Annotated in this window: 19 protein-coding genes; 9 read left to right on the top strand and 10 right to left on the bottom strand. The window is 70.5% G+C overall.

Translation table 11 applies throughout. The features are described from left to right. Nucleotides 1-16: 16 nt before the first annotated feature. Nucleotides 17-1123, bottom strand: a complete 1107-nt coding sequence (locus tag O0S08_RS38470; protein WP_269034454.1) for a glycosyltransferase family 2 protein — start codon at nucleotides 1121-1123, stop codon at nucleotides 17-19. A gap of 7 nt (nucleotides 1124-1130) precedes the next feature. After that, the gene (gene fumC / locus O0S08_RS38465; protein WP_269034453.1) at nucleotides 1131-2546 is read right to left on the bottom strand and encodes a class II fumarate hydratase; all 1416 of its coding nucleotides are present in this window, start codon (nucleotides 2544-2546) and stop codon (nucleotides 1131-1133) included. A 100-nt stretch (nucleotides 2547-2646) separates the two neighbouring features. On the opposite strand from fumC, the gene O0S08_RS38460 reads away from it, so the two are divergent. Then, nucleotides 2647-3678 carry a synaptic vesicle VAT-1 family membrane protein gene (locus O0S08_RS38460; RefSeq protein WP_269034452.1) on the top strand — a complete coding sequence of 344 codons (1032 nt, stop codon included), beginning with the start codon at nucleotides 2647-2649 and terminating at the stop codon, nucleotides 3676-3678. A gap of 175 nt (nucleotides 3679-3853) precedes the next feature. Beyond that, nucleotides 3854-4480: a DUF4360 domain-containing protein gene (locus O0S08_RS38455; RefSeq protein WP_269034451.1), complete on the top strand. Its 627-nt coding sequence runs from the start codon at nucleotides 3854-3856 to the stop codon at nucleotides 4478-4480. A 162-nt stretch (nucleotides 4481-4642) separates the two neighbouring features. On the opposite strand, the gene O0S08_RS38450 is transcribed toward O0S08_RS38455, so the two are convergent. The 4 genes from O0S08_RS38450 to O0S08_RS38435 all read right to left on the bottom strand — a co-directional run bounded on the left by O0S08_RS38450 (nucleotide 4643) and on the right by O0S08_RS38435 (nucleotide 8094). Then, nucleotides 4643-5269 carry a DUF4360 domain-containing protein gene (locus tag O0S08_RS38450; protein WP_269034450.1) on the bottom strand — a complete coding sequence of 209 codons (627 nt, stop codon included), beginning with the start codon at nucleotides 5267-5269 and terminating at the stop codon, nucleotides 4643-4645. A gap of 298 nt (nucleotides 5270-5567) precedes the next feature. Then, nucleotides 5568-6230 (bottom strand): DUF4360 domain-containing protein, encoded by a 663-nt coding sequence (locus tag O0S08_RS38445; protein ID WP_269034449.1) that lies wholly within the window; start codon nucleotides 6228-6230, stop codon nucleotides 5568-5570. 181 nt (nucleotides 6231-6411) lie between these two features. Then, nucleotides 6412-7011 carry a DUF4360 domain-containing protein gene (locus O0S08_RS38440; protein WP_269034448.1) on the bottom strand — a complete coding sequence of 200 codons (600 nt, stop codon included), beginning with the start codon at nucleotides 7009-7011 and terminating at the stop codon, nucleotides 6412-6414. Nucleotides 7012-7194: 183 nt separating this feature from the next. Next, nucleotides 7195-8094: a hypothetical protein gene (locus tag O0S08_RS38435; RefSeq protein ID WP_269034447.1), complete on the bottom strand. Its 900-nt coding sequence runs from the start codon at nucleotides 8092-8094 to the stop codon at nucleotides 7195-7197. Nucleotides 8095-8381: 287 nt separating this feature from the next. Between O0S08_RS38435 and O0S08_RS38430 the strand changes: the two genes are divergently transcribed. Continuing rightward, nucleotides 8382-8636 carry a hypothetical protein gene (locus tag O0S08_RS38430; RefSeq protein WP_269034446.1) on the top strand — a complete coding sequence of 85 codons (255 nt, stop codon included), beginning with the start codon at nucleotides 8382-8384 and terminating at the stop codon, nucleotides 8634-8636. A gap of 32 nt (nucleotides 8637-8668) precedes the next feature. On the opposite strand, the gene O0S08_RS38425 is transcribed toward O0S08_RS38430, so the two are convergent. Beyond that, nucleotides 8669-9577: a class I mannose-6-phosphate isomerase gene (locus O0S08_RS38425; RefSeq protein WP_269034445.1), complete on the bottom strand. Its 909-nt coding sequence runs from the start codon at nucleotides 9575-9577 to the stop codon at nucleotides 8669-8671. Between the two features lie 125 nt (nucleotides 9578-9702). Between O0S08_RS38425 and O0S08_RS38420 the strand changes: the two genes are divergently transcribed. The 3 genes from O0S08_RS38420 (at nucleotide 9703) to O0S08_RS38410 (ending at nucleotide 13319) form a co-directional block, all read left to right on the top strand. Continuing rightward, on the top strand, nucleotides 9703-10233 hold the full coding sequence (locus O0S08_RS38420) for a QcrA and Rieske domain-containing protein (protein WP_269034444.1): 531 nt from the start codon (nucleotides 9703-9705) through the stop codon (nucleotides 10231-10233). Further along, nucleotides 10233-11936, top strand: coding sequence for a cytochrome b N-terminal domain-containing protein (locus tag O0S08_RS38415; protein ID WP_269034443.1), 1704 nt, complete (start codon nucleotides 10233-10235; stop codon nucleotides 11934-11936). The genes O0S08_RS38420 and O0S08_RS38415 overlap by 1 nt, the downstream gene beginning before the upstream one ends. 423 nt (nucleotides 11937-12359) lie before the next feature. Next, a complete protein-coding gene (locus O0S08_RS38410; protein ID WP_269034442.1) occupies nucleotides 12360-13319 on the top strand; it encodes an ADYC domain-containing protein in 960 nt (319 codons plus the stop codon). Between the two features lie 39 nt (nucleotides 13320-13358). Here the strand turns inward: O0S08_RS38410 and O0S08_RS38405 are convergent, their stop codons facing one another. Further along, complete coding sequence (locus O0S08_RS38405) at nucleotides 13359-15863, bottom strand: serine/threonine-protein kinase (RefSeq protein WP_269034441.1); 2505 nt, start codon at nucleotides 15861-15863, stop codon at nucleotides 13359-13361. A 665-nt stretch (nucleotides 15864-16528) separates the two neighbouring features. Between O0S08_RS38405 and O0S08_RS38400 the strand changes: the two genes are divergently transcribed. Beyond that, complete coding sequence (locus tag O0S08_RS38400; protein WP_269034440.1) at nucleotides 16529-17290, top strand: hypothetical protein; 762 nt, start codon at nucleotides 16529-16531, stop codon at nucleotides 17288-17290. Between the two features lie 4 nt (nucleotides 17291-17294). Here O0S08_RS38400 and O0S08_RS38395 read toward each other — a convergent pair whose 3' ends face one another. Beyond that, nucleotides 17295-18983 (bottom strand): metallophosphoesterase family protein, encoded by a 1689-nt coding sequence (locus O0S08_RS38395; RefSeq protein ID WP_269034439.1) that lies wholly within the window; start codon nucleotides 18981-18983, stop codon nucleotides 17295-17297. 711 nt (nucleotides 18984-19694) lie between these two features. On the opposite strand from O0S08_RS38395, the gene O0S08_RS38390 reads away from it, so the two are divergent. Beyond that, the gene (locus tag O0S08_RS38390; protein WP_269034438.1) at nucleotides 19695-20507 is read left to right on the top strand and encodes a hypothetical protein; all 813 of its coding nucleotides are present in this window, start codon (nucleotides 19695-19697) and stop codon (nucleotides 20505-20507) included. A 126-nt stretch (nucleotides 20508-20633) separates the two neighbouring features. Further along, the gene (locus O0S08_RS38385) at nucleotides 20634-22283 is read left to right on the top strand and encodes a proprotein convertase P-domain-containing protein (protein WP_269034437.1); all 1650 of its coding nucleotides are present in this window, start codon (nucleotides 20634-20636) and stop codon (nucleotides 22281-22283) included. 322 nt (nucleotides 22284-22605) lie between these two features. On the opposite strand, the gene O0S08_RS38380 is transcribed toward O0S08_RS38385, so the two are convergent. After that, nucleotides 22606-22836, bottom strand: a complete 231-nt coding sequence (locus tag O0S08_RS38380) for a helix-turn-helix domain-containing protein (RefSeq protein ID WP_096333764.1) — start codon at nucleotides 22834-22836, stop codon at nucleotides 22606-22608. Nucleotides 22837-22907: the final 71 nt, after the last annotated feature.

The following is a 22907-nucleotide window of genomic DNA, read 5'->3' as shown; positions in this document are numbered from 1 at the left end:
AGGCGGCCGCGAGGGCTCAGCGGCGCGCGGCCGGGGTCGGCTTGTTGGCGATGTTGACGGTCCGCGCCTCTTCGCTGATGTCCTCGGCGGCCGAGACGGGCAGCTCGCGGCCGCTCATCGGCGGGGCCGAGGGGCCGAGCTGCGGGCTCGGCTGGGCGTAGATGGCGGCGCGCGTGGCCGCGGGCGCCTCGCGCTCGTCGCGGATCGAGAACACCTCCTGCGAGCGGATGGTGGTGCGCACCAGCAGCTCGCCGAGGAGGCCGACGCCGACGAACTGCATCGCCACGATGGTGAGCAGCACGCCGAGAGTGAGCAGCGGGCGCTCGCCGATCGCGTAGCCGAACAGCCACAAGAAGCTCAAATAGACCAGGATCAGCACGCCCATGCCGCCCAGGACCATGCCCGGGATGCCGAAGAAGTGCAGCGGCCGGGTGCGGTAGCGCGTGACCAGCAGGACCGTCAGCAGGTCCATGAGGCCGTCGAACATCCGCTTGACGCCGTACTTGCTCTTGCCGTGCTTGCGCGCGCGGTGGTTGACGATCAGCTCCTCGACGCGGAAGCCGCGGTGGTGCGCGAGGACCGGGAGGAACCGGTGAAAGCCGCCGTAGACGGCCAGCTCGCGCACGCAGTCGGCCCGGTAGGCCTTGAAGCCGCAGTTGAAGTCGTGCAGCCGCACGCCCGACAGGCGGCTGACCACGGCGTTGAACAGCCGCGACGGCAAGGTCTTGTCGAGCGGGTCGTGCCGCCGCTTCTTCCACCCCGACACCAGGTCGGCGCCGGCCTCGATCCGCTTGACGAAGTCGTCGATCATCGCCGGGTCGTCCTGCAGGTCGGCGTCCATGGTGACGACGATCTGCCCGCGCACCCGCTCGAAGCCGGCCGCGAGCGCCGACGACTTGCCGAAGTTGCGGCGGAAGTGGACCACCCGCGAGCGTGGGTCGCGCGCGGCGAGGTCGTCGAGCGCGTGCGCCGAGCCGTCACGGCTGCCGTCGTCGATCCACACGATCTCGTAGGTGCGACCGAGCCGGGTGCAGGCGTCGGTCACCTGAGAGTGCATCTCGGGGATCGATCGCAGCTCGTCGTACAGCGGGATGAGGATCGAGATGTAGGGCAGGTTGCTCAAGTGGGTCCTAGCGGTCGCCCTCGGGGGCGATCATGGCCTCGGGGCGGACGTAGCGGTCGAACTCCTCGGCCGAGAGCAGGCCGAGCGCGACGGCGGCCTCCTTCAGCGAGGTGCCGTCCTTGTGCGCCTTCTTGGCGATCTTGGCGGCGTTGTCGTAGCCGATGTAAGGGTTCAGCGCGGTGACGTTCATCAGGCTCTGCTCGAGGTTGTGCGCCAGCTTCTCGCGGCGCGGCTCGATGCCCTCGGCGCAGAACTCGCGGAAGTTGCGGCAGGCGTCGCCGAGCAGGCGGACCGAGTGCAGGGTGTTGTGGATGATGAGCGGCTTGTAGACGTTGAGCTCGAAGTTGCCGCTCATGCCGCCGATGTTGACGGCGACGTCGTTGCCGAGCACCTGGGCGCACACCATCGTCATGGCCTCGCACTGGGTCGGGTTGACCTTGCCGGGCATGATCGAGGAGCCGGGCTCGTTCTCGGGGATGGTGAGCTCGCCGAAGCCGCAGCGCGGGCCGGAGGCCAGCCAGCGGACGTCGTTGGCGATCTTGGTCAGGGCGCAGGCGAGGGTCTTGAGCGCGCCGTGGAGGGCGACCAGCGCCTCGTGGCCGGCCAGCGCGGCGAACTTGTTCGGCGCGGTGACGAACGGCAGGCCGGTCAGCCCGGCGATCTGCCTGGCGCTGGTGACCGCGTAGTCCTTGTGGGTGTTGAGGCCGGTGCCGACGGCGGTGCCGCCGAGCGCGAGCTCGTAGACCCGCGGCAGCGTGGACTCGATCGCCCGGCGGGCGTCGTCGAGCTGCTGGACGTAGCCCGAGAACTCCTGGCCGAGGGTGATCGGGGTCGCGTCCTGGAGGTGCGTGCGCCCGACCTTGACGATGTCGGCGAAGGCGGCGCTCTTGGCGGCGAGGACGTTGCGCAGGGCGTCGAGCCGCGGCAGCAGGTGGTGCACGACCTGCTCGGCGGCGGCGATGTGCATGGCCGTCGGGAAGGTGTCGTTCGACGACTGGCCGCGGTTGACGTCGTCGTTGGGGTGGATCGGCTTCTTGCTGCCCAGGACGCCGCCGGCGAGCTCGATCGCGCGGTTGCCGATGACCTCGTTGGCGTTCATGTTGGTCTGCGTGCCGCTGCCGGTCTGCCACACGCGCAGCGGGAAGTGGGCGTCGAGGTCGCCGGCGATCACCTCGTCGGCGGCGCGGACGATCAGGTCGACCTTGTCCTTGGGCAAGGTGCCGAGCTCGCCGTTGGCCAGCGCGGCGGCCTTCTTGAGGATCCCGAGCGCGCGGATCATCGGCCGCGAGAAGCGGTCGTCGCCGATGTCGAAGTGGTGCAGCGAACGCTCGGTCTGGGCGCCCCAGTAGCGGCCGCTCGCCACCTGGATCGGGCCCATGCTGTCGGTCTCGGTGCGGCTGTCTTCCTTTGCGCCTGCGGTCATGCGCCGGGCAAGCTAACACCATCAGCGTCACAGAGGTGGGCCTTTGTCGCTACAACTTCACGACTTGACCGCACGCGCGCTACCGGGCGACGGTCGGCGCATGCGCAAGGTCTTGATCGCCGCCGCGGGCGGACACGAGCGGCTGACTCTGGTCGACACGGAGGCGCCCCGACCCGGCCCGGGCGAGGTCCGGATCGCGGTGGCGGCCATCGGGGTCAACTACGCCGATTGCGTGGTCCGCATGGGCCTCTATGCGTCGGCGCAGGAGTTCGTCGGCTGGCCCATCACCCCGGGCTTCGAGGTCGCAGGGGTGGTCGACGCGCTCGGCGACGGCGTGACCGGGCTCGCGGTCGGGGCCGAGGTCGTCGCAGTGACCCGCTTCGGCGGCTACGCGACGTCCGTCTGCGTGCCGACCCACCAGGTGTTCGCGGTCCCCGCGGGCCTGACCCTCGCCCAGGCGGCGGCGGTCCCGGCGGTGTACCTGACTGCCTGGTACGCGCTCCACGCGCTGGCTCACGCGTGCCCGGGCGAGACGGTGCTGGTCCACTCGGCCGCCGGCGGGGTCGGCGGGGCGCTGTGCCAGTTCGGCCGCCGCGCCCGCTGTCGCGTGATCGGGGTGGTCGGCGGGCCGCACAAGGTCGAGGCCGCGACCGCGGCCGGGGCCGAGGTGGTGATCGACAAGTCGAGCGCGCCGCTGTGGCCGGCGGTGAAGGCGGCCGCGCCCGGCGGGCTCGACGTCGCCTGCGACGCCAACGGCCCGGAGACGCTGCGCCACAGCTACCGCCACCTGGCCGCGGGCGGGCGGCTGATCGTGTATGGCTTTCACACCATGCTCCCGAGGACAGGTGGCAAGCCCAACCTGCTCAAGCTGGCCCTGGGGTTCGTGCGCACGCCGTGGTTCTCGCCGCTGGCCCTGACGAATGAGAACCGCGGGGTGCTCGGCTTCAACCTGTCGTACATGTTCCACCGCGCGCCGCTGCTGATCGAGGGGATGGCGGCGATCGCCGACGGCCTGGCCGGCGGCGAGCTGCGCCCGCCGCCGATCACGACCTATCCTTTGGACCAGGTGGCCCAGGCGCACCGCGACCTCGAGTCCGGGCGCACGATCGGGAAATTGGTGCTCCTGACCTGAAGGCCAGGTCGCTCGAATCCGCGGGCGAGGCGAGCTCGCGGGACGCGCGGCGCGCCGGGTGCGAGGGATCGACGCGCGCCGCCGCGGTGATGCGGCGACGGCGGGATTGCACCCGAGCCCGCTCGACCGCCAGCGCATCCGGCTTCAAAGTTCGAGCCGAGTTGAAAGTGCGACCATGTTGATCCTCAGTACGTTCATCAAGCATCAGGCGATGTTGTTGGGCCTGCTCGCGTCGATGGCGGCGCCTCCGTCCGAGCTGGAGGCCGGGCCGGAGGGCGCGCGCGCTCCGGCGGGCTTCTCTGTCGAGGGCGTGACGAACGGCGGCTCGGGCTGTCGAACCTCCGCCGACGTCACCGTCGACGAGGCGAAATTTCGCGTGGCCTTTCACGACATGGCCCTCGAGAACCCGACGTCCGGCTCGCTGGTCCAGTACGTGAGCTGCTACGTCAAATTCTCGCTCCGGATCCCCGTCGGCTGGCAGGTCGCCCCCGCCAGGGTGGCGATCCGCGGCGCCGCGGAGCTCGACCACGGGATCACTGCGCGACAGACGGCGCGCTACTTCTTCGCCGGCGCGTCGGCGACGACGACGCAGCGGATCGATTTCGCGGGGCCGTACGAGGACGGATTCCTGGAAGAGAAGGCGGTCCCGTCGGGATCGGCGGGCTGGTCGCCGTGCGGCGGCTCGGCCATCTTCGCCATGAACGCCAACCTGCAGCTCAACGCCAAGAACAACCCGGAGGGGGACGCGGCCGTGAAGACGATCGCCCAGCGGGTCACCAAGTGGCGCTGGCGGAAGTGCTGAGCCACCGCGTCCGTGGGGCGTCGCGTGCGTCCGAGGATCGACGCTCGGTCCTCGGATCGTCGCGACAAAACAACAAAAAAACTGGAAGCGAACTCGTGCGGCGAGTTCGCTTCCAGTTTGTTCGCTTCCAGGCGGCCGGGCTCGCGGTCCGGCGGATGGACTTCAGCACTTTTGCCACTGCAGCTGGTAGACCATCTCGAAGCGGCCGTCGATGCTGTTGAGGTTGAACAGGGCCACGCCGTTCGGGTTGGCGATGGCGTTGAGCTGCAGCGAGCTGTCGATGGCGAAGATGGCCGAATCGCCGCACGGCGACCACGCGGCCGAGCCGAACGGGATCGCGTCGGCGAAGTCGTAGTCGTCGTCGAACGGGCCGGAGAGCTCGGTGTGCAGCTTGTTGCCGACCGGGACGCCGGCGAAGAAGTACTTCGACGTCTGGCGCCCGCGGATCCCCGGATCGAGGAAGGCGTAGCCGCGCGAGTTCACGGTCGCCACCGAGACCTGAAGGCCGCCGGGGACGTGGAGCTTCACGGTGGCGAGGCAATTCGTGTACTGGATCTTCTTGCCGGCGGGGTTCGGGTTCTCGAGGCGCAGCTCGAAGAAGCCGATGATGAAGCTCTTCTTGTCTTCGGCGATCGTGTAGTCGAACGTGCCTGCCGGGCACCCCGGGCCGACCCCCTTGATCTCTTCGATGTAAACCTCATTGAGGTCGGGCTCGCTGGCAGTGGCCTCGGGCGCGTCAGCCAGAGGCTGCGGCTCGTCGCTGCTCGGCGCGGCGAACGACGCGAGCAAGCCCAAGACTGTCGCCTGGAGCTCGGTAAATGCGCTGAGAATGAGCATTGGCGTCTCCTTTCATCAATTGCATCAATGCCGGAGAGACCTTGAATTCGATCGCGCTCGCGGTCGAGCGGGCTCCGGTGCGATTCCCGGTGGCCCATGCGCCGGGACGCGTCCGCCGTTCGCAGCACCAGGTCCGCGGCGGGCGAACACGTCGCGGACGGGCGGTCCGGCGATTGAGCCCCGCCGTCGAGCGGCGAGCTCGCCGGGGGGCGAGCTCGATTCGGCGGCCGGGGCCGGGTCCTGGGATGGTTCAGCACTCCTGCCAGGTCAGGTGGAAGACCATCTCGAACCTCCCGTCGATGTTGTTGAGGTTGAACAGGGCGGTGCCGCCCGGGTTGCCGGTGGCGTTGAGCTGCAGCGAGCTGTCGACGACGTAGATCACCTGCTCGCCGCACTCGGACCAGGTGAGGAACGGGACCTCGTCGGTGAAGTCGTAGTCGTCGTCGTACGGGCCGGAGAGCTCGGTGTGCGCCTTGACGGAGGTCGGCTCGCCGGCGAAGAAGTACTTCGACGTCTGGCGCCCGCGGATCCCCGGGTCGAGGAAGGCGTAACCGCGCGAGTTCACGGTCGAGACGGAGACCTGGAGCCCCTCGGGGATGTGGAGCTTCACGGTCGCCAGACAGTTGGTGTACTGGACCTTCTTTCCGTCGGGGGACGGGTTCTCGAGCCGCAGATCGTAGAACCCGAGGATGAAGCTCTTCCTGTCTTCGGCGATCGTGTAATCGAACGTTCCAGGCGGACACCCGGGGCCGAACGCGTCGAGCTCCTCGATGTAGACCTCATCGAGGCTGCTGGCGGTCACCGTGGGGGGGATCGCCAGATCGAGCGGCTCATCGCGCGCGGGGGCGGCGAACGACGCGAGCAAGCCCAGTAGGGTCGCCTGGAGCTCGGTGAAGGTGCTGAGGATGAGCATTGTGATTGTCTCCTTTCATGGTCTCAATGGTGCGAATGCATGGACTGCGACCGAAGCCCGCGATCGAGCGGACTCCGGCGCGATTTGCAGGAGGTTGCAGGAGGTGCGGCGGAGCAGGCGCAGACGGATTCGTGGCAGTCAGGCGTCCGGACAGGAGCTCCTCGGCGGCTGCGAGCGGGGCTCAGCAACGCCTGGCTTGAATCTTCATGTCCAGCCTGTCCACGGAGAGCTCGGCGGTCCCGGCGGGGTTGTGGCTCGCGTTGAGCTGTAGCGAGCTGTCGATGCCGAGGACGACCGGCTCCCCGCAAGTCGACCAGGCCTCGCCGCCGGGCGAAAGTTGGCCGGACAGGTCGTAGTCGTCGTCGAACGGGCCCGTGAGCTCGGTATGGGACATCGCGCCGCTCGGGTCGCCGGCGAAGAAGAACTTCATGGTGTGCCGCGCGACAATCCCCGGATCCAGGGTGGCATGGCCTCGCGCCCTGGCGTGCGCCACGGACACCTGAATGCCCTCGGCGACGTCGATCGCGATGGTCGTGAGGCAGTTGGTGTACTGAACCGTCCTGCCGGCGGGGTCGGGGTGCCAGAGGATCATCTCGTCGTAGACGAAGTGCTGGCCCTCGGCGTCGAAGTCGAACGTGCCGGGCGGGCAACCGGGGCCGACGGCCCGGATCTCCTCGATGATGTAGCTGTCATCGGCGCCCTCGGCGGGCGCGACCCCACCGGCCGCGATGATCGCGAGCAGGGCCTTCTGGAGCCCGGTTTGAGCGCTCGGGATGAGCATTGGAATCTCCCTTCATTTCATTGCGGCGAAGAGAGATTGAGGGCGATCGAGTTCGCGGTCGAGCGGACTCCGGTGCGATTCCGGAGTCCGCGGGCACCGCCGCGACGTCGTGCGGCCGTTGGCCGGCGCGCTCCGGTCGCCCCGAGCGATCGGGGTCGAGCTCCGTGGAGCCAGAGAGCGCGCTCAGATCTTACAGCCGCACTTACACTCGTCGGGTTGGTTGGGGTCGTCGGCGACGCACAGGGTCCAGCCCGTCGGCTTGGGGCCGCAGATCGTGGTGACCTCGACGATGCCGTCGACCTCGCGCCAGTAGACCGGGTCGGTCCAGCCCATGCAGTAGCCCTGATCGACGTAGGGCAGGCTGATCTCGTCGCAGGTGTTGCTGCTGAGGTCCGTGCCCGGCAGGCAGACTTTCTCCCACGGCGGGTCGTCGCAGGCGCCGTCGAGCGGACCTTCCTGCGAGACGGTGAACCAGCCGCACGCGAACTGGCCGGCGGCGGCGGCGTTGCTGCAGCTGTTCTCGCTGGTGATCGCGCCGCAGAATTCTTCGAGGCGCTCGGGGCAGTCGAGGGTGGCCGAGGTGCACAGGCAGGCGAGGGGGCTGTCGCAGTCGCACACGCTCCACTCGGGGCCGAGGTCGGTCGGGGTGAACGGGAACTGCATCACCTCGATGTCGCCGTTGTCGTCGCGCCACACGCTGGTGAGGCCGCCCGAGGTCTCGGTGGGCACGCAGAAGCCGCGGATGTCGCCCTGACAGCCCTGGGTGCCGTGGGTGTAGCTGACGATCTGCGCCCACTCGCAGCCGCTGCCGCACTCATTCTCGTCGGTGTACTGCGCACAATTGGCCGGCGGCGGGCCGGTGGTGCTGTCGTCGGTGGTGCTCGCCGTGTCCTCTGTAGTGGTGGGCGTCCCGGTCGTGGTGGTGGTCGTCGGCTCGCCCGTGGCCATGGTGGTGGTGGTGGTGACGGGCTCGGTGGTGGTGTTGTTGCTGTCGGTGCTCGGCATGAAGCCGTTCATGCCGTTGTCACCACAGCCGAGGACGAGCAGGAGGGCGCACGAAAGTAGGCGATAGGGCGAGGTCATGCGGCTCACTATACGCCAGCGTGCCAGGCCGACGCGAGGGCGCGGCGCCGCGGCCGATCGGGCGCGAGCGAGGTGACGGCGGGGTCAGAATCCGCCGCGGCGGCGCCCCGGGCGCTCGGGCTGCGGGCCCGCCTGTGGCCGCTCCAGGGCCCCGGCGCCCGCGTGCGCGGACCCGGGCGAACCCGCGCAGGTCTGTCCGAAGGAGCAGGTCGAGCTCCATCCGGGTCGTCGACGGCGCGGAACGGACGGTCGCGACTCGCACGTCGATGGCGTGGTCATCGACGCGGGTGAACCTCAGGTCGATCTCCTTCGCTTACGAGGCGGTCAGGCTGCGGCCGCCGGCCTGCGGGACAGGGTCGATCCAGCGCGCCCAGGAGCTCGAGGATGCCGGCGCGGTGGGTGAGGTCGACGTCGGTGACTCGCGGATGATCGTGTCGGCGAAGGTGCGGCCGTTGTACTCGCAACCGTCGTCCGAGCCGCCGACTGCCGGCGACGGTGGAGCCGAGCACCTCGAGGTGTTCGCGGGCTTGGGGTCGTGGTGAGATGGTGACGCAGGGACTGTCGACGAGGTCGGTCACGGGTGGACGCGGCCGAGGGCGACGAGGCCGTCGTGCGGGATCTGCAGCGTGAGCGGTCCGCGGACGGCGAGCAGGAGCTGGGCCTCGGCGAGCACCATCTCGCAGTCGTCGGCGCGCGCGATCGCGGTCCCGCGCGCGCCGACGATCAAGGTCGGTTCGTCGAGCTCGCGCCGGTGTTCGCCGGGGCCGAGCAGCTCGAGCTCGACGTGGGCGCCGCGCAGCTGCGGGGAGGCGTCGCCGGGGCGCCACAGCTGAGGTCGGGCGGAGACGTCGAGCGTCGCCAGCGCCGCCTCGACGTGCAGGGGGCGACCGCTGCCGTAGTCGTAGAGGCGGTATGTGCAGTCCGAGGGTTGCTGGATCTCCGCGAGGAGGATCCCGGCGCCGATCGCGTGCAGCGTGCCCGCGGGGACGAGCACGACCAGGCCGGGGGTGGCGACATGTTCTTCGAGACAGGCGACGACGGTGCCGTCCTCGGCGGCGCGGGCGAGGTCTTCGCGGTCGACGCCGGGGCGGACTCCGGCCCAGAGGCGGGCGTCGAGGTCCGCGGCGAGCACGATCCACGCCTCCTCCTTGCCAGGCAGAATCGCGCCGGGTCGCGTGGGGTCGGGGCGATCGTCGGGGTGGACCTGAACGCTGAGCGGCAGGGCGGTGTCGATGAGCTTGGCGAGGAAGGGCAGCGCACCGCCGAGGACGTCGTCCAGGCGAAGGCCGCCGGCGACGAGGCTCTCGTGGCCGGGGAGGGTCGAGAACTGCCACAGCTCGCCGATGTTGCGCCCGGCGAACGCGCCGCGCGTGGCGGGTTCGTCGCGCAGCAGCTCGGCGAGGCGGTGTCCGCCCCAGCGGGTCTCCTTGATCGTCGAGGGAGCGAGCTCGGGGCGGAGCAGCGCGGGGACGGCGGCGGGCATGCGCCGAGGGTAGCGTGGGTCGCGGGCGGTCGGGTATCCTGCGGTGGCCGCTCGTGGGCGGCAGGAGGGTCATGTCGAGCCGAGAACGCGGTCACGGAGCGGGGCACGGAGATGAATCTCGGGACATGTCCTCCGGGTCAGGAGGCGAGCCGGACGCCGGGCGTCGTGGGGTGTTGAAGCTGGGGATCGGGGCGCTCGGGCTCGGTCTGGCGGCGGTGCCGGCGGTGCCTGCGATCGGCTACTTGCTGTACCCGACCGGCGGGAAGGCCGGGGAGGGGGCGTTCCTGCCGGCCGGCAAGCGCTCGGCGTTCGTCGGCGCGGTGCCGGTGCGGGTCGACCTCTACGCCGACAAGGTCGACGCGTGGAACAAGACGCCCGACGTCAAGCTGGGCTCGTGCTGGGTGCTCGAGCGCGACGGGGCGCTGCACGCGTTCTCGACGGTGTGCCCGCACCTCGGCTGCGCGGTCGACTACGACGCGGAGTCGCAGAAGTTCAAGTGCCCGTGCCACCGCTCGGCGTTCGGGCTCGACGGCGCGGTCGAGGCGGGTCCGTCGCCGCGGCCGCTCGACGCGCTCGACCTTCAGGAAGAGAACGGGCTGGTGGCGATCCGGCTGGTGCGATACCGCCAGGGCGTGGCCCGGAAGGAGCCGGTCTGATGGCGTTCCTCGACTGGCTCGACGAGCGCACCGGGATCCGCGCGGCCACCCGCCTCATGCTCGAGGAGGACGTGCCCGGCGGCGCGCGGCTGCGCTACGTGTTCGGCTCGGTGCTGGTGTTCCTGTTCATGCAACAGGTGGTGCTCGGCATCCTGCTGGCGTTCTACTACAGCCCCTCGGCCACCGACGCGTGGGCGAGTACGGCGTATCTGAACGACCAGGTGACCTACGGATGGTTCCTCCGCGGGCTGCACCACCACGGGTCGTCGGCGATGGTCGTGGTCGTGGTACTCCACCTGTTGCAGGTGGTGTTCGCGGGCGCCTATCGCAAGCCGCGGGAGGTCAACTGGTGGACCGGCCTGGTGATGGGCGCGATCGTGCTGGCGTTCGCGCTCACCGGGTACTTGTTGCCGTGGGACCAGAAGGGCTACTGGGCGACCCAGGTGGCGACGGGGATCATGGGGACCGTGCCCGGAGGCGAGCCGCTGCAGCAATTCGTGCAGGGCGGCGCGGACTACGGCAACCTGACGCTGACGCGGTTCTTCGCGCTGCACGTGTTCGTGCTGCCGATCGCGCTGGGCGGGCTGCTCGTGGCGCACCTGCTGCTGTTCCGCAAGCACGGGGTGACGCCGCCGGAGCTGCCGGAGGCGGAGCTGCGGCGCAAGACGCAGCCGTTCTGGCCCAATCAGCTGTTCCTCGACGTGCTGGCGATGACGATCTGCGCGGCGGTGCTGGTCGGCCTGACGGTGAAGACCCACGGCGCCGAGCTGTTCGCCCCCGCGGACCCTGCCAGCAATTTCGTGGCCCGGCCCGAGTGGTACTTCCTGTTCCTGTTCCAGCTGCTCAAGTACTTCCAGGGGCCGCTGCAGATCGTGGCGACGGTGCTGCTGCCGGGGGCGGCGGCGGCGTACCTGTTCGCGCTGCCGTTCGTCGACCGCGCGAAGTCGCGGGCGCTGCGTTCGCGCTGGTCGGTGCTGTCGGGGGTCGGCCTCCTCATGGCCGGGGTGACCGCGTTGACGGCGGTGGCGATCGTCGAGGACGCGAACAACGAGTCGTTCCAGCACGGCGTCGAGCAGGCCCACGCCGAGGCCGGGCGCGCGCGCGAGCTCGCGCGAGAGGGCGTGCCGCCGGTCGGCGGGGTCGCGGTGTTCGACAACGATCCGGAGCAGAAGACCCGCAACCTGTTCAAGGAGCATTGCGGGACCTGCCATACGCTCGAGGGCAAGGGCAGCGAAGAGGCGCCGGTGCTCGACGGCTTCACCAGCCGCGAGTGGCTGGCGGCCCTGGTCCGCAACCCTCGCGACCGCCGCTTCTACGGCGCGACCAAGCACAACACGATGGAGCCGCTGACCACCGAGCAGGCCAGCGACGAAGAATTGGCGGCGGTGGTGGAATACCTGATCAGCCTGTCAGGAGCGAGCGCGGCGGCGAGCGTCGACGCAGCGATGGTCGCTCGCGGCAAAGAGCTGTGGGACAAGAAGCTCGAGTGCTCGTCGTGCCACGAGCTCGAGGCCGGCAAGGACAGCACCGGGCCGACGCTGGCCGGGCGCGGCTCGCCGGCGTGGATCGCCCGCATCATCCGCGACAGCAGCCAGAAGGACCTGTACGGCGATACCGCGGAGATGCCGAAATTCGCGGACAAGCTGACGCAGGAGCAGATCGAGGCGCTCGCACAATTCGTGGCGTCACGCAAGACGCCTTGATCGCGGGTCGTCGCGGCGGCAGGGGCTCGCTCCGATGAGGGGTGCGAGCCCCTGTTCGTCTTGATGGCCGTGCGAATATTCGACAGGTCCTGTTGGCGGGATTCCAGGTCGCACGAACATTCGACGGGTCTTGATCAGGGTGATATCGAGCCCGACGGCTTCGTCATCCGACCGCCGCGAGCGGGCCGCGCGCCGCGGCTTCGGCCGGTTCCCTCGCGGCTGCCGCGCAGATCTGGTGTGTCCAGAGACAGCTCATGTGATTGCGTCGATGTGGCGATTGCATGAAATGTCAATCGTGTCGCGCTCGCCGGTCCGCGAGGCCACCCGTCGGGCCGCCCGCCCCGCCGATGATTCACCGCGACGCGAGTACGCTGAAGGGCGAGGGGGAACTCGAGCATGCGGAAGTATCGGCATATACAAGCGATGACGGTCGCGCTGACCGTCTGTGGCTGCGACGACGTCGAGGGCGGCGTCGAGGACGTCACCGGGGGCGCGGACACGCAGCTGCGCGCGCTCCACGACAACGGGGTCGAGCTGAACGGCACCCGCTTCAATGGAACCCGTTTCAACGGCACGTGGTTCAACGGCGTGAAATTGATCGGCGCAGGCTTCGCCGACGGGCAGACGAAGTCGAACCTGAGCGGCTGGTCGCTGGTGCCAGGCACGAGCGAATTGCAGGCCTACGGCAACAACGGCGTGGTGTACCGCGGCGACGACCTCGAGGGCGTCCGGCTGCAGTGGCTCGTCGACGACGGCGCGAAGGAACTCTTAGGGGTACAGCTGAGAATCGTCGCGGTGACCCAGAGCGCCGACCGACCTGATATTTATTTTACGGACATGGATGTCCGCATCAATGAGGGCAAGTGGCAGTCGCTGTGTACCGACGGTGCGGGCGAGCCGACCGCGGCGATCGTGGTGCCGGGCTACTTCGACCTGGCCAACGCGGACTGGCGGCCGGGCGAGCACGGCGAGCTGGCGCTCGCCTGCCGCGGGACCGCCGCCGGCAAGTGCCTCGAATGGGGCTACCGAATGTGGGCCAAGCAGGGCGGCCTATCGCTCGCCGACCACTATCGCGCCTGTACCCGGATGGTGCGCGCCGACTACTGCGGCAACAACGTCCCGCACACCGAGAACGGTACGCCCATCGACGTGTCGGACGGGCTGTCGCCGGCGATCCTCGAGCCCGAGACGGACTGGGCCATCGAGGCCAAGTGGGGGCCGCAAGGAGCGGTATGCCTCAATCAGCCGCGCAAGCTGGCCCACTCGCGCAGCGCGGTGGTCGCCGAGTGCCAGGCGGCCGGCCGCGGCGCGCTGCCGACCTGCAACAACGACAAGCCCGGCGAGCACGGCGGGCTTTTGGTCTCGCAGGCGGTGCCGGGCTGAGCGACGACCGGCGAGCCGCTCGCGCGGCGGCTCGTCGCTTCAGGGCCCGCCCGGTCCGCGCTGCGGCTCCGGGCCGGCGGGCTTCGGCTCGGCCTTGCCGTGCTCGCGCGCGCTGAGCCAGTCGCGCGCGACGCTGCGCAGGTGAGCGTCGCGCAGCACGATCGCGTCGTTCTCGGCGTCGTGGGCCAGCTCGAGCGCCCGCGCGCGCTCGTCGGGCGCGTGCTCCCACAGCGCCTGCGCGTACGACAGGCGGGTGCGGTAGCGGGCGGCCGAGTGGCCGCGGCGCTCGCCGAGCTCGTGGGCCCGCCGCAGCTTGGCGAGGCCGCCGGCGACGTCGCCGTCGCGGATGTCGAGCAAGCCGGCGACGCATTGCTGCTCGGCGGTGTTCGGGTTGTCGGGGCCGAGGATCGCGGTCCAGGGGTCGAGCAAGTCGGTCAGCGACTCGCGGGCCTGTTCGTATTCGCCGCTGTCGAACTGCACGAGCGCGAGGTTGGCCAGCGACTGCAGCGTGTGGGGGTGCTGCTCGCCGACGGCGTCGCTGAAGGCGTCGATCGATTCGCGGAGGAGCTCGCCGGCCTCGGAGAAGCGCCGCAGCTCCTGCAGGTCGACGCCGAGGTTGTTGAGGGTCATGGCGATCTCGGGGTCGTGGGTCGGGAGGATCGAGCGGCGGAACTGGAGGTTCTCGTGGTGTAGCGCCTCGGACTCGTCGTGGCGGCCCTGCAGGAACCGCAGCACCGCCAGGTTGTTGCGCAGCTCGCCGACCAGCCGGCTGCGCGGGGCGATCCGGTCGAGCAGCGCGCCTGCCCGCTCGGCCATGCGCTCGGCCGACGCGAACGAGTCGGCGGCGTGGGCGAGCACGTACACCTCCTTGACCATCGCCTTCGCGAGCGCGTCGTCGTGGTCGCTGCGGGTGGCGGTGACGATCGCCCGCCACAGCTCGTTCTCGGCGGCCATGATGTCGTTGGAGGCGATCAGCAGCGAGCCGCGCTGCAGGTGGGCCTCGGCCACCACCGGGTGGTCGTCCAGCGCCTGGGCGTCGCGCACCGCCTCCTCGGCCAGCGCCAGGCCGCGCTGGAACTGCCCGGCGCGCTCGAGGGCGTCGATGTGGGCCAGCTTGCGGCGCAGCGTCTGCACCCGCGCCGGCGCCGTCGGGTGGCGCGGAGCGTCGATCCGCTGCCACTCGTCGACCAATTCGGCCGGGTCGCTGCAGGCCGCGACCGGGGGCAGCGAGCGGACCGCGTCGACGGCGAACGTCACGGTCGACGGCACCCCCTCGGTGAGCACCTCGACGCGCGCGGCCAGCTCGGTGCGGCGCCGCTGCAGGCACGACATGCGCAGGTCGAGGACCATGTCGGACTGCTCGCCGCGGTGGTGGGCCAGGCACGCCTCCTCGTGCACGGCCTTCCAGTCGGAGGCGTAGCGGTCGAGGGCGTCGCGCGTGAGGGAGGAGGTCTGGGCGGCGAACGGGAGCTCGGTGGCGAGGAAGGCCTCGTGGAGCTCGCGGTCGCGGGTGCTGTCCCAGACGCCGGCGAGCTTGTCTTCGGCGCCCTGACAGACGGGGGCGGCCTGCGTGAACACGAAGGCGGCGACGCCGAGGCCGAGAGCGGCGACGCCGGCGGCGATCAGGAGTCGGCGGCCGCGTACGCGGTCGAGCTCGGCCAAGAGCGCGTCCATCGACGGGAAGCGGCGGGTCGGGTCGCGGGCGAGGCCCCGCATGGTCAGGTCCTGCAACCACTGCGGCACCATCGTCAGCACCGGCGGCGGCAGCAGCTTGCCGAGCAGGACGCTCTGGCGCAGCTCATCGACGGTCTCGCCGACGAACGGCCGCCGGCCGAACAGCGCCTCGTAGAGGGCGACGCAGAACGAGAACTGGTCGCTGCGGGCGTCGGCCGGGACGCGCATGAACTGCTCGGGCGCCATGTACTTCGGCGTGCCGACCAGCGAGCCCATCGCCGTCAGGCGCGCGAGCGAGGGGCTCGAGCGCGAGGCCAGCGGCGGCTGCTGCTCCGGCACCGGCGAGTCGGCCGAGCGCGCCAGGCCGAAGTCGGCGACGAACACCCGGCCCTGGCCGTCGATCAGCACGTTCTCGGGCTTGAAGTCGCGGTGCACCAGCCCGGCCGCGTGGGCCGCCGCCAGCCCCCGCCCCGCCTGCGCGAACACTTGCAAGATCTCCGACCAGCTCCGCGTCTGCTCCGAGAGCCATGTCCTCAAGGTCTGGCCCTGCACGAACTCGAGGGCGATGAAGTCGAGGCCGCCCCACTCGCCGACGTCATAGACCTGGACCACGTTGGGGTGCGACAGCTGGGCCAGCGCCTTGGCCTCGCGCAACAGACGGGCGCGCGCCTGGCTGTGGTCGGCCCCCGGGGCGCGCAGCAGCTTCAGCGCGACCTTGCGATCGAGCGCCTCGTCGTAGGCGCGATAGACCACGCCCATCGCTCCGGCGCCCTGACGTCCGAGCACGACATATCGACCGATCCGTACGACCTCACTGGGGTCGGTGGTGTCGTCGGAGGGAGGGTCTGCATTCGTCGTGGACAGCAGCACCGACGACCCAAGGCTAGGATCGGATCTCTCTGGTATGCAAGCGACAGCCGGGAAATGCTCTGGGCACAGGAACGTGGGTAACTTGGTTAGGGGTCATGGGCCCGCCGGGGTGTGGGCCGAACACCGCCATCCGATTCGCAGCCATTGCGTTCTCATTCGCCGACTGGCCGCGACGGACACAGTGTAATGATTTGCCGGCGGCGTATGGTTTGCGCATTCCCGGGTGCCGCGATCGCTGCGAGCCGGCGCCGGCGGGCGAGCGATTCCCGGCGCGGCGACGGATTCGTCGTTTCGCGGCGTGGAACGGCGATCGATCGCGGGGCGGCGAGTCGGCCGGCGCGGGCCCGGAGCGCCGGTGGGGCGGGGCGGATCGGCGGTGAGCGGGGTTCATCGCCGCCGAGCCGTTCGCTGGCGAGCGCCGCTGAATGTGCGTAGGCGCCGGCGGAGCGGCCGGCGACGATCGGGTCATTCGCAGGAGTCGGTCCGGCCGCCAGTCTTGCGCGACCTGTCGGCCGACGGGCGGCGCGGACTCGACCTGGCCCGAGAGACAGGCCGCGAGGCTCCGGGCGGTCGACGGCGGCGCTGCGCGGGTGCTGCGCTGCAGGCGGCTGCACGTCCGAGCGCGGTCGCTTGCGCGGGGCCGCCCTTGTTGATATTGCCCGGGTATGCATTTTCGGACACTTAGCCTTTGCACCTTCGGCTGCGCGATCCTGGCGGCCGGCTGCACCGACCGCGAACCGCTCGACAGCGCCACGGTAGGCGGCACGCTCGAGCCGAGCGGCGGATCGACCATCGAGCCGACCACCGAGCCGCCCACCGATCCGCCGTCGGATCCGACCACGACCACGACCACGACCACGACCACGACCACGGGCGAGGGGCCGACGGCGACGACGGTGCTCGACACCGGCGACCCGACGGCGAGCGGGACGACCGGGGACGCGCCGGTGGAGTCGGGGCAGTACCTGCTGGCGGTGGGGACCATCATCGCGCCGAATCTGCCGATCCAGTTCCTCGCCACCAACACGGTGACCGGCGCGCCGGGCCGGGCGTCGTTGCGCACGGAGCTGCAGCCGCTGGCGGTCGAGCAGGGCAAGGTGACGACGCCGCGCACGCCGGTCGGCGAGCCGCTGGTATTCGACGCGATCCCGGTGTCGGACGGGCTCTTCGCCTTCGACCTCGGGACGGTGATGATCGCCGGCGCGGCCAACCCGGTCACCGGCGGCGACCTCGTCGTGACGTTGACGATGACCGGCGAGTTCGTCAGCGAGGACTTCTACTGCGGGACGGTCGACGGCGAGCTGATCTCGCCGTTGCAGGCGTCGCTCAAAGGGTCGACGTTCGCGGCGGTCCGCGTCGACGACCCGAACGACCTGCCGCTCGACGTCACGTTCAATTGCGCCGGGGACGCCGTGACCGACCCATGATCGCTCAGCCGTGCGGGGTGATGTCGATCTCGGGCGTGCTGCTGAAGAAGTTGTTGCGCTGCGGGTCCTGGTAGCGCGCGTAGTCGATGGCCCACGGGACGGCCTCGACCAGGCCGTCCTTGCTGGTGACGGTGAGGGCCATCGGCCGGACGTCGCGGTAGTTGCTGTCCGGCGGGAGGTCGTCGTTGCTGACGCCGCCGGCCGAGAACAGGGTGAACAGGCGGATGTCGGCGTCGCCGTAGTGGTTCTTGAAGCCGGCGTTGACCTTCTCGTGGCCGCGCACCAGGACGTTGCAGCCGATCCGCTGCATGAACTTGCGGAACTGCAGGCGGCCGAAGGCGAACCGGGCGGAGGCCTTTTGCAGCTCGTCGGGGACGATGTCGGCCTTGCTCGGGTCGCTCCACAGCATCTGGAAGCGGATGTCCTCGCGGTTGAGCGACTCGAGGTCGGCCCACTTCTCGGCGATGAGGCTGTCGCGCGGGATGCCGGCGTGCACGAACAGCATCTGGTCGAACAGCAGCATGTTCGGCATGGCGTCGAAGAAGTCGAGGAAGCGGCTGAACACGTCGGTGCCGAGGTGAGGGGTGAGGCTGTTGATGGCCTCGGCCGGGCGGACGCCGCCGTACACCTTGCCCTGGTACTCGATGTAGTACTCGTGGTTGCCGCGCAGGACGAACACGTGGTCGGGGGCGGCGAGGAAGAGGTTCAAGATCGTGCGCAGGACGCCGTTGTAGCTGAAGCGCCCGCGGTCGATGTAGTCGCCGAGCAGGACGAGGCGGACGTCGGGGTTGTTGTCGGGGTCGGCCTTGAAGCGCCGGACCTTCTCGAAGAAGTTGCTCTGGTGCACGGCGGCCTTGAGGCACGAGTAGCAGCCGTGCAGGTCGCCGAGGACGATGAGCTCGTACTGGCGGCCGGGCTTCGACGGCAGGACGTAGACGTGCTCGTCGAGGAACTCGTCGCCGCCGGCGAAGTCGGCCACGCTGGCGTGACCCTCGAGCCGGCCGCGGCCGCGGACGCGGTACTCCTCCCACTTCTCCTCGACCTTGTCGAGCAGCGCGAGGTCGACCGCGAACTGCCGCTGCAGCTGTGACGGGTCGGCGGAGTAGTGGTACTCGAACTTGGCGAAGAACGGGTGGTTGTCCTGCGCCGGCAGGGCCAGCTGGATCGGGTCCCGGACCTCGATGCTGACGCTCTCGAGCGCGGCGTCGTCGAGGATCAGCTCGGCCCCCAGCAGCTCGGCCAGGTCGTTGCGGAACGCGGCCTCGTCCGGGTGCACCTGGCCGTCGGCCTCGATGAAGCGGTCGACGACCTCGAGCAGGTGCTGCCGGTTGGCCTCGTCCAGCTCCTGGAACATCTCGAAGCAGCGCAGCTTGAGCTGAGAGACGACGAACCGCTGCGGGTCCTCGCCGTCGGCGACCGCCTCGGTCAAGAGATTCTTGATCTCGCGGTCGATCTCCTGGAACCGCTGCACGTAGTGCTCGTGCTGGTTCTCGATCCGCTCGAACCGCAGCTCGGCGTCGAGCGGGCCGCCCTCGTCGATCCGCGCGGTCACCAGCTCGCGCAGGAAGGCGCGCACGAACGCCTTTTCGCGGATGTCGAACTCGGTGTCGATGTAGCCCAGAGTCGTGAGGTAGAAGATCAGGGCTTCGATCTGCTGCTCGGCGATGGCGGGATCGGAGTGGAGCTGGATCATGTCGCGACCGGCGCAACAATATCGCGGGGCCGCCCCCGACGCGGACCCGGGTGCTCCCGGGCACGCCAGGGTCCTCGTCGCGCGGTTCCGCGCAAGAGGCCGCCGGCGCGCTCCTGCGCGGTCGTACGCGGTTCGCAGGGGCCTGCGACGAAGGAGTGACTTTTCGCCGACCGCTGCGCCGCGGGGCGAGAGGTGGCGACCCGCGGGGCGCGCCTGCGTCGGTCGACGCAGCGAGAGGGGATGGGGTGATGTCTCCCAGGACATGTTCTTTCGGACATGCTTGGAGGCGATGGGCGAGGTCGGCAGGGCGGCCGGCCGCCGAGGTCGGGTCGTGCCCGCCGGGGCCGGTGCGATCGCGGAGCTCGGCGTCCCATGTCCTTTAAAACATGTTTGAAGGGATAGATTTTCGACCGGGGCTTCAGAGCATGTCCGTACAGACAGGCGAGGCGGCGTCGCCGCGGCGGGTGGTGTGCGCGGATGTGCGATCTCCCGGCGCGGGGCTTTGCCCGGCCGGGTCCGTGAAAATGGCGGGCGGGGGACGCGGCGGAGGTCGGACCGTCGCACGCGCGCAGGGCCGCTGTGAGGCCCGTTCGGCGCGCTGTGAGGCCCGTTCGGCGGCAAATATCTCGGCGAGCGACCGGGCTGCGGAAAGGGCCAAGGGGGCAGGGTCTCCTGCTGAGGTCGGGCGGCAAATCTGGTAGCGTTTGCGCCTTGCGCTGCCACGCGTACCTCATACGCAGCGAGCGCTACCTCGACATCGAGGAGGTCTTGCTGCACCAACTGGCCACGGCCAGCCGCGAACAGGTCCTGGACCTGATCGGGCGCGACTTTCGTCGCGTCGAGCTGCTGAGCGGAGAGTGGCGCCTGCTGTTCACCCAGCCGCGCGTGCACGAGGCCTACCGACCGACGATCGGGACCCCCCAGCGGCGAGTGGCCCGGATGATGGCGGCGCCCGACCAGCTGGCGCCGCTGGTCAACACCCTGTGGCAGCACGAGATCCGCGACCGCTGGCGGGCGATCACGTTCGGCCTGCAGCACCTCACCTGCGCCTTGCCGCTGGCCTCGGGCCTGGTCGGCGCGGTGTTCGTCGAGGAGCCCGACCTGTGGCTGTCGGCCGAGCCGACGCACGAGATCCTGGCGATCCACCCCGAGGTGTTCGCGCTGATCGGGACGCAGATCCGCAAGCTGGCCGAGGAAGGCGACTGGGCCCAGATGGCGCGCCTGGTCGCCGACCACTGCGACTCGTCGGTCGAGTTCACCAGCGACAAGTGGCTCGGCCTGCGCGAGCAGGGCGCCGCCAAGGCGCCCGCGCTGGTCCGCTACATGGACGGCTTTTTGACGCCGCCCGAGCTGCACGAGAGCGTGATCGCGGCGATGCGCCAGATGCTCGACGCGCATGCCCAGCCGAGCCTCGACGCGTGGCTCCGCGTCCACGCCGACCGGGCCCGCTACGCGCTCGTGTTCCGCGACATGCGTCGCGAACGCTCGCGGGCGTCGGCGCCGCTGCTGGTCGCCGCCGGCTGACGGCCCGGACGGCGGCGAGACGCACTCGCGAGCGCGAGTGCCTGACCGCGCGGGCCGGCAGCGAACGGGCGCGGCGCGAACGGATTGCCGGCGGCGCGGGTGCGGGCTTCGTGCTTAGATGAGGCGATGCGGACGATCCCCGGGCGCGCCCTCGCCCTCGCGCTGGTCGCGGGCTGCGCCGACGACGTGGCCCAACCGACAGGTGAGCCGACGACCTCGGGCGAGGCGACGACGACCTCGTCGACCGGCGACGCCACGGCGATGGCGACGGCGCTGCCGGTGACATCGACCACCGGCACGACGACCAGTGACGGGACGACTGCGACGAGCGAGCCGACCGGCCCGGGCACGACCGACATGGTGGACGAGGCGCTGTGCATGCGCCTCGGCGGGCCCGACGGGGCCGAGGCGCTGGCGATCGCAATCGCCGGCCAGGTGGTGGCCGACGACCGCATCAACGCCTACTTCCTCAACGCGCAGTTCGACGGCGGCCGCTTCATCGACTGTCTCATCGACCAGCTGGCGACGCTCGCGGGCTGCCCGGGCGCGACCTACACCTGCAAGGGCATGAAGTCGGCGCACACCGGCCTCGGGGTGTCGGCGATCGACTTCTCCGACTTCGTGGCCGACGTGGCCACGGCGCTCGACGCCCACCAGGCCGGCCCGGCGCCGCTGCTGACCGAGGCCGACAAGGCGGCGCTGGTCGACTCGCTGGCGGCGATGGAGGCGGAGGTGGTCGAGGACGCGGGCGACGACGCGACGCTGTACCAGCGCCTCGGCCGCAAGCCGGGGCTGCAGGCGGTGGTCGGCGCGCCCGAGGCGGCCGGCTCGTGGCTGGCGGGGGTGACTGCCGACGCGACGCTGTCGGGGTTCTTCGCCGGGATCGATGAGGTGCGCTTCGGGACATGTCTCGTGAGACAGCTTGCGAGCGTCGACGGGCCGGCGGTCTACGGCGAGGAGGTCGACCCGCCGCCGGGGATCGAGCCGGGGGTGAGCGCGGCGTCGCCGTGCCGGGCGATGCAGCCGGTGCACATGGGGGTGACCAACGAGTCGCTCGGCGGGGCGCCGATCACCGCGGCCGACTTCGTGGCGATGCTCGGTCACCTCGCCGTCGCGCTGACCGACGCGGCCGCGGACGACGACGACGCGGCGGCGCTGCAGAAGGCGCTCGAGCCGCTGTGCCCGGAGATGGTGGTCGACCCCGAGGACTGCCCGGGCGTGACGGAGGTCGAGGAGTTCGCGGAGGTCGACCTCGGCGCGGCGCTCGAGGACGGCTTCTACGACGGGACGCCGGCGACGATGGCCTGCGTGACGCTCGTGGTGCCGGCGACCGGGTTCGACGTGGTCGAGGGGGTCGAGGTCGAGGTCGGGATCGACACCGGCTACGCGGGCGACCTGACGATCAAGCTGCTGTCGCCGGCCGCGGAGACGGTGACTCTGGTCAGCCGCCCGGGCCTCGACGAGGGGGCCGACGACGGCTCCGGCTGCAGCGGCGACAACTCCAACCTGAGCGCGACGGCGCCGCTGACGTTCAGCCTCGCGGGCGAGAAGGACGCGGAGCTGATGGGCGACGGGCTCGGCACCGACGAGGTGATCTGCAAGGACGACATGGCCTGCAGCTACACGCCGAACCCGGGCGCGGCGATCGGGCCCGATCTGGCCAGCCTGGCCGGCTCGGCGGCCCCCGGCGAGTGGCAGGTGTGCGCCGGCGACAGCTGCGGCGGCTTCACGGCCACGCTGCAGCTGGTGCGCCTGCGGCTGACGCGGGGCAAGTGAAGTGCGGCGTGAAAGGTCGTGGCGGCGTGAAAGGTCGTGGCGGCGTCACGCTCGCAGCAGACGCGGAGCGCTCGAGGCGGGCGGCGGCTGCTCGCGGAGCTGCGGGGGCAAGGGAGGCCGACATCGGCAGCGTCACGGCTAGCGAGGCGGGCGGCGGGCGGCGGGTGCGGGGGCAAGGGAGGGCGACAGCGGCGGCGTCACGGCTCGCGAGGCGGGCGACGGTCGCCGGCGCGACGAGGAGCCCTGGAGGCTCGCGACGCAGTAGCGGCGGGGGCGAGTGAGGCGGCCGGTCGCGCGGGGGAGGTCGCGGCCGGGGACTGACTCAGGGGTCGTTGAAGGCGCCGGGGACGAGGCAGGCGGCGAGGTCGCTGCGGCGGATGAAGACGCTGCGTCCGAGCCGGACGGAGGGGATCTGGCCGCGACTGATGCGGTGATAGATGGCCTTACGGCTGGTCTTGAGCATGGTCGCGACCTCGTCGACCGTGAGCAGGTCGAGCGCCGCGGCGTTGTCTGAGCGAGGCTTCGCGCTTTTCCTATCCCCACGCGGGACCATTGGTTCCCTCCCCGTTCCCCGCGGTCACGCTAACCCAAGCCGCGTCGGGAGCACAATGGCCGCCCGGGACG

The organism is Nannocystis punicea, from assembly GCF_026965555.1.
Lineage (GTDB): Bacteria > Myxococcota_A > Polyangia > Nannocystales > Nannocystaceae > Nannocystis > Nannocystis punicea.
The sequence above is the reverse complement of the archived record's forward strand: the minus strand, read 5'-3'. Positions and strand labels throughout refer to the sequence as shown.

Coding starts and splice junctions, on each gene's coding strand:
- fumC (WP_269034453.1), bottom strand. CDS start 2,546: ATGACCGCAGGCGCAAAGGAAGACAGCCGCACCGAGACCGACAGCATG.
- O0S08_RS38460 (WP_269034452.1), top strand. CDS start 2,647: ATGCGCAAGGTCTTGATCGCCGCCGCGGGCGGACACGAGCGGCTGACT.
- O0S08_RS38455 (WP_269034451.1), top strand. CDS start 3,854: ATGTTGATCCTCAGTACGTTCATCAAGCATCAGGCGATGTTGTTGGGC.
- O0S08_RS38445 (WP_269034449.1), bottom strand. CDS start 6,230: ATGCTCATCCTCAGCACCTTCACCGAGCTCCAGGCGACCCTACTGGGC.
- O0S08_RS38440 (WP_269034448.1), bottom strand. CDS start 7,011: ATGCTCATCCCGAGCGCTCAAACCGGGCTCCAGAAGGCCCTGCTCGCG.
- O0S08_RS38435 (WP_269034447.1), bottom strand. CDS start 8,094: ATGACCTCGCCCTATCGCCTACTTTCGTGCGCCCTCCTGCTCGTCCTC.
- O0S08_RS38425 (WP_269034445.1), bottom strand. CDS start 9,577: ATGCCCGCCGCCGTCCCCGCGCTGCTCCGCCCCGAGCTCGCTCCCTCG.
- O0S08_RS38420 (WP_269034444.1), top strand. CDS start 9,703: ATGTCCTCCGGGTCAGGAGGCGAGCCGGACGCCGGGCGTCGTGGGGTG.
- O0S08_RS38415 (WP_269034443.1), top strand. CDS start 10,233: ATGGCGTTCCTCGACTGGCTCGACGAGCGCACCGGGATCCGCGCGGCC.
- O0S08_RS38410 (WP_269034442.1), top strand. CDS start 12,360: ATGACGGTCGCGCTGACCGTCTGTGGCTGCGACGACGTCGAGGGCGGC.
- O0S08_RS38400 (WP_269034440.1), top strand. CDS start 16,529: ATGCATTTTCGGACACTTAGCCTTTGCACCTTCGGCTGCGCGATCCTG.
- O0S08_RS38395 (WP_269034439.1), bottom strand. CDS start 18,983: ATGATCCAGCTCCACTCCGATCCCGCCATCGCCGAGCAGCAGATCGAA.
- O0S08_RS38385 (WP_269034437.1), top strand. CDS start 20,634: ATGCGGACGATCCCCGGGCGCGCCCTCGCCCTCGCGCTGGTCGCGGGC.
- O0S08_RS38380 (WP_096333764.1), bottom strand. CDS start 22,836: ATGGTCCCGCGTGGGGATAGGAAAAGCGCGAAGCCTCGCTCAGACAAC.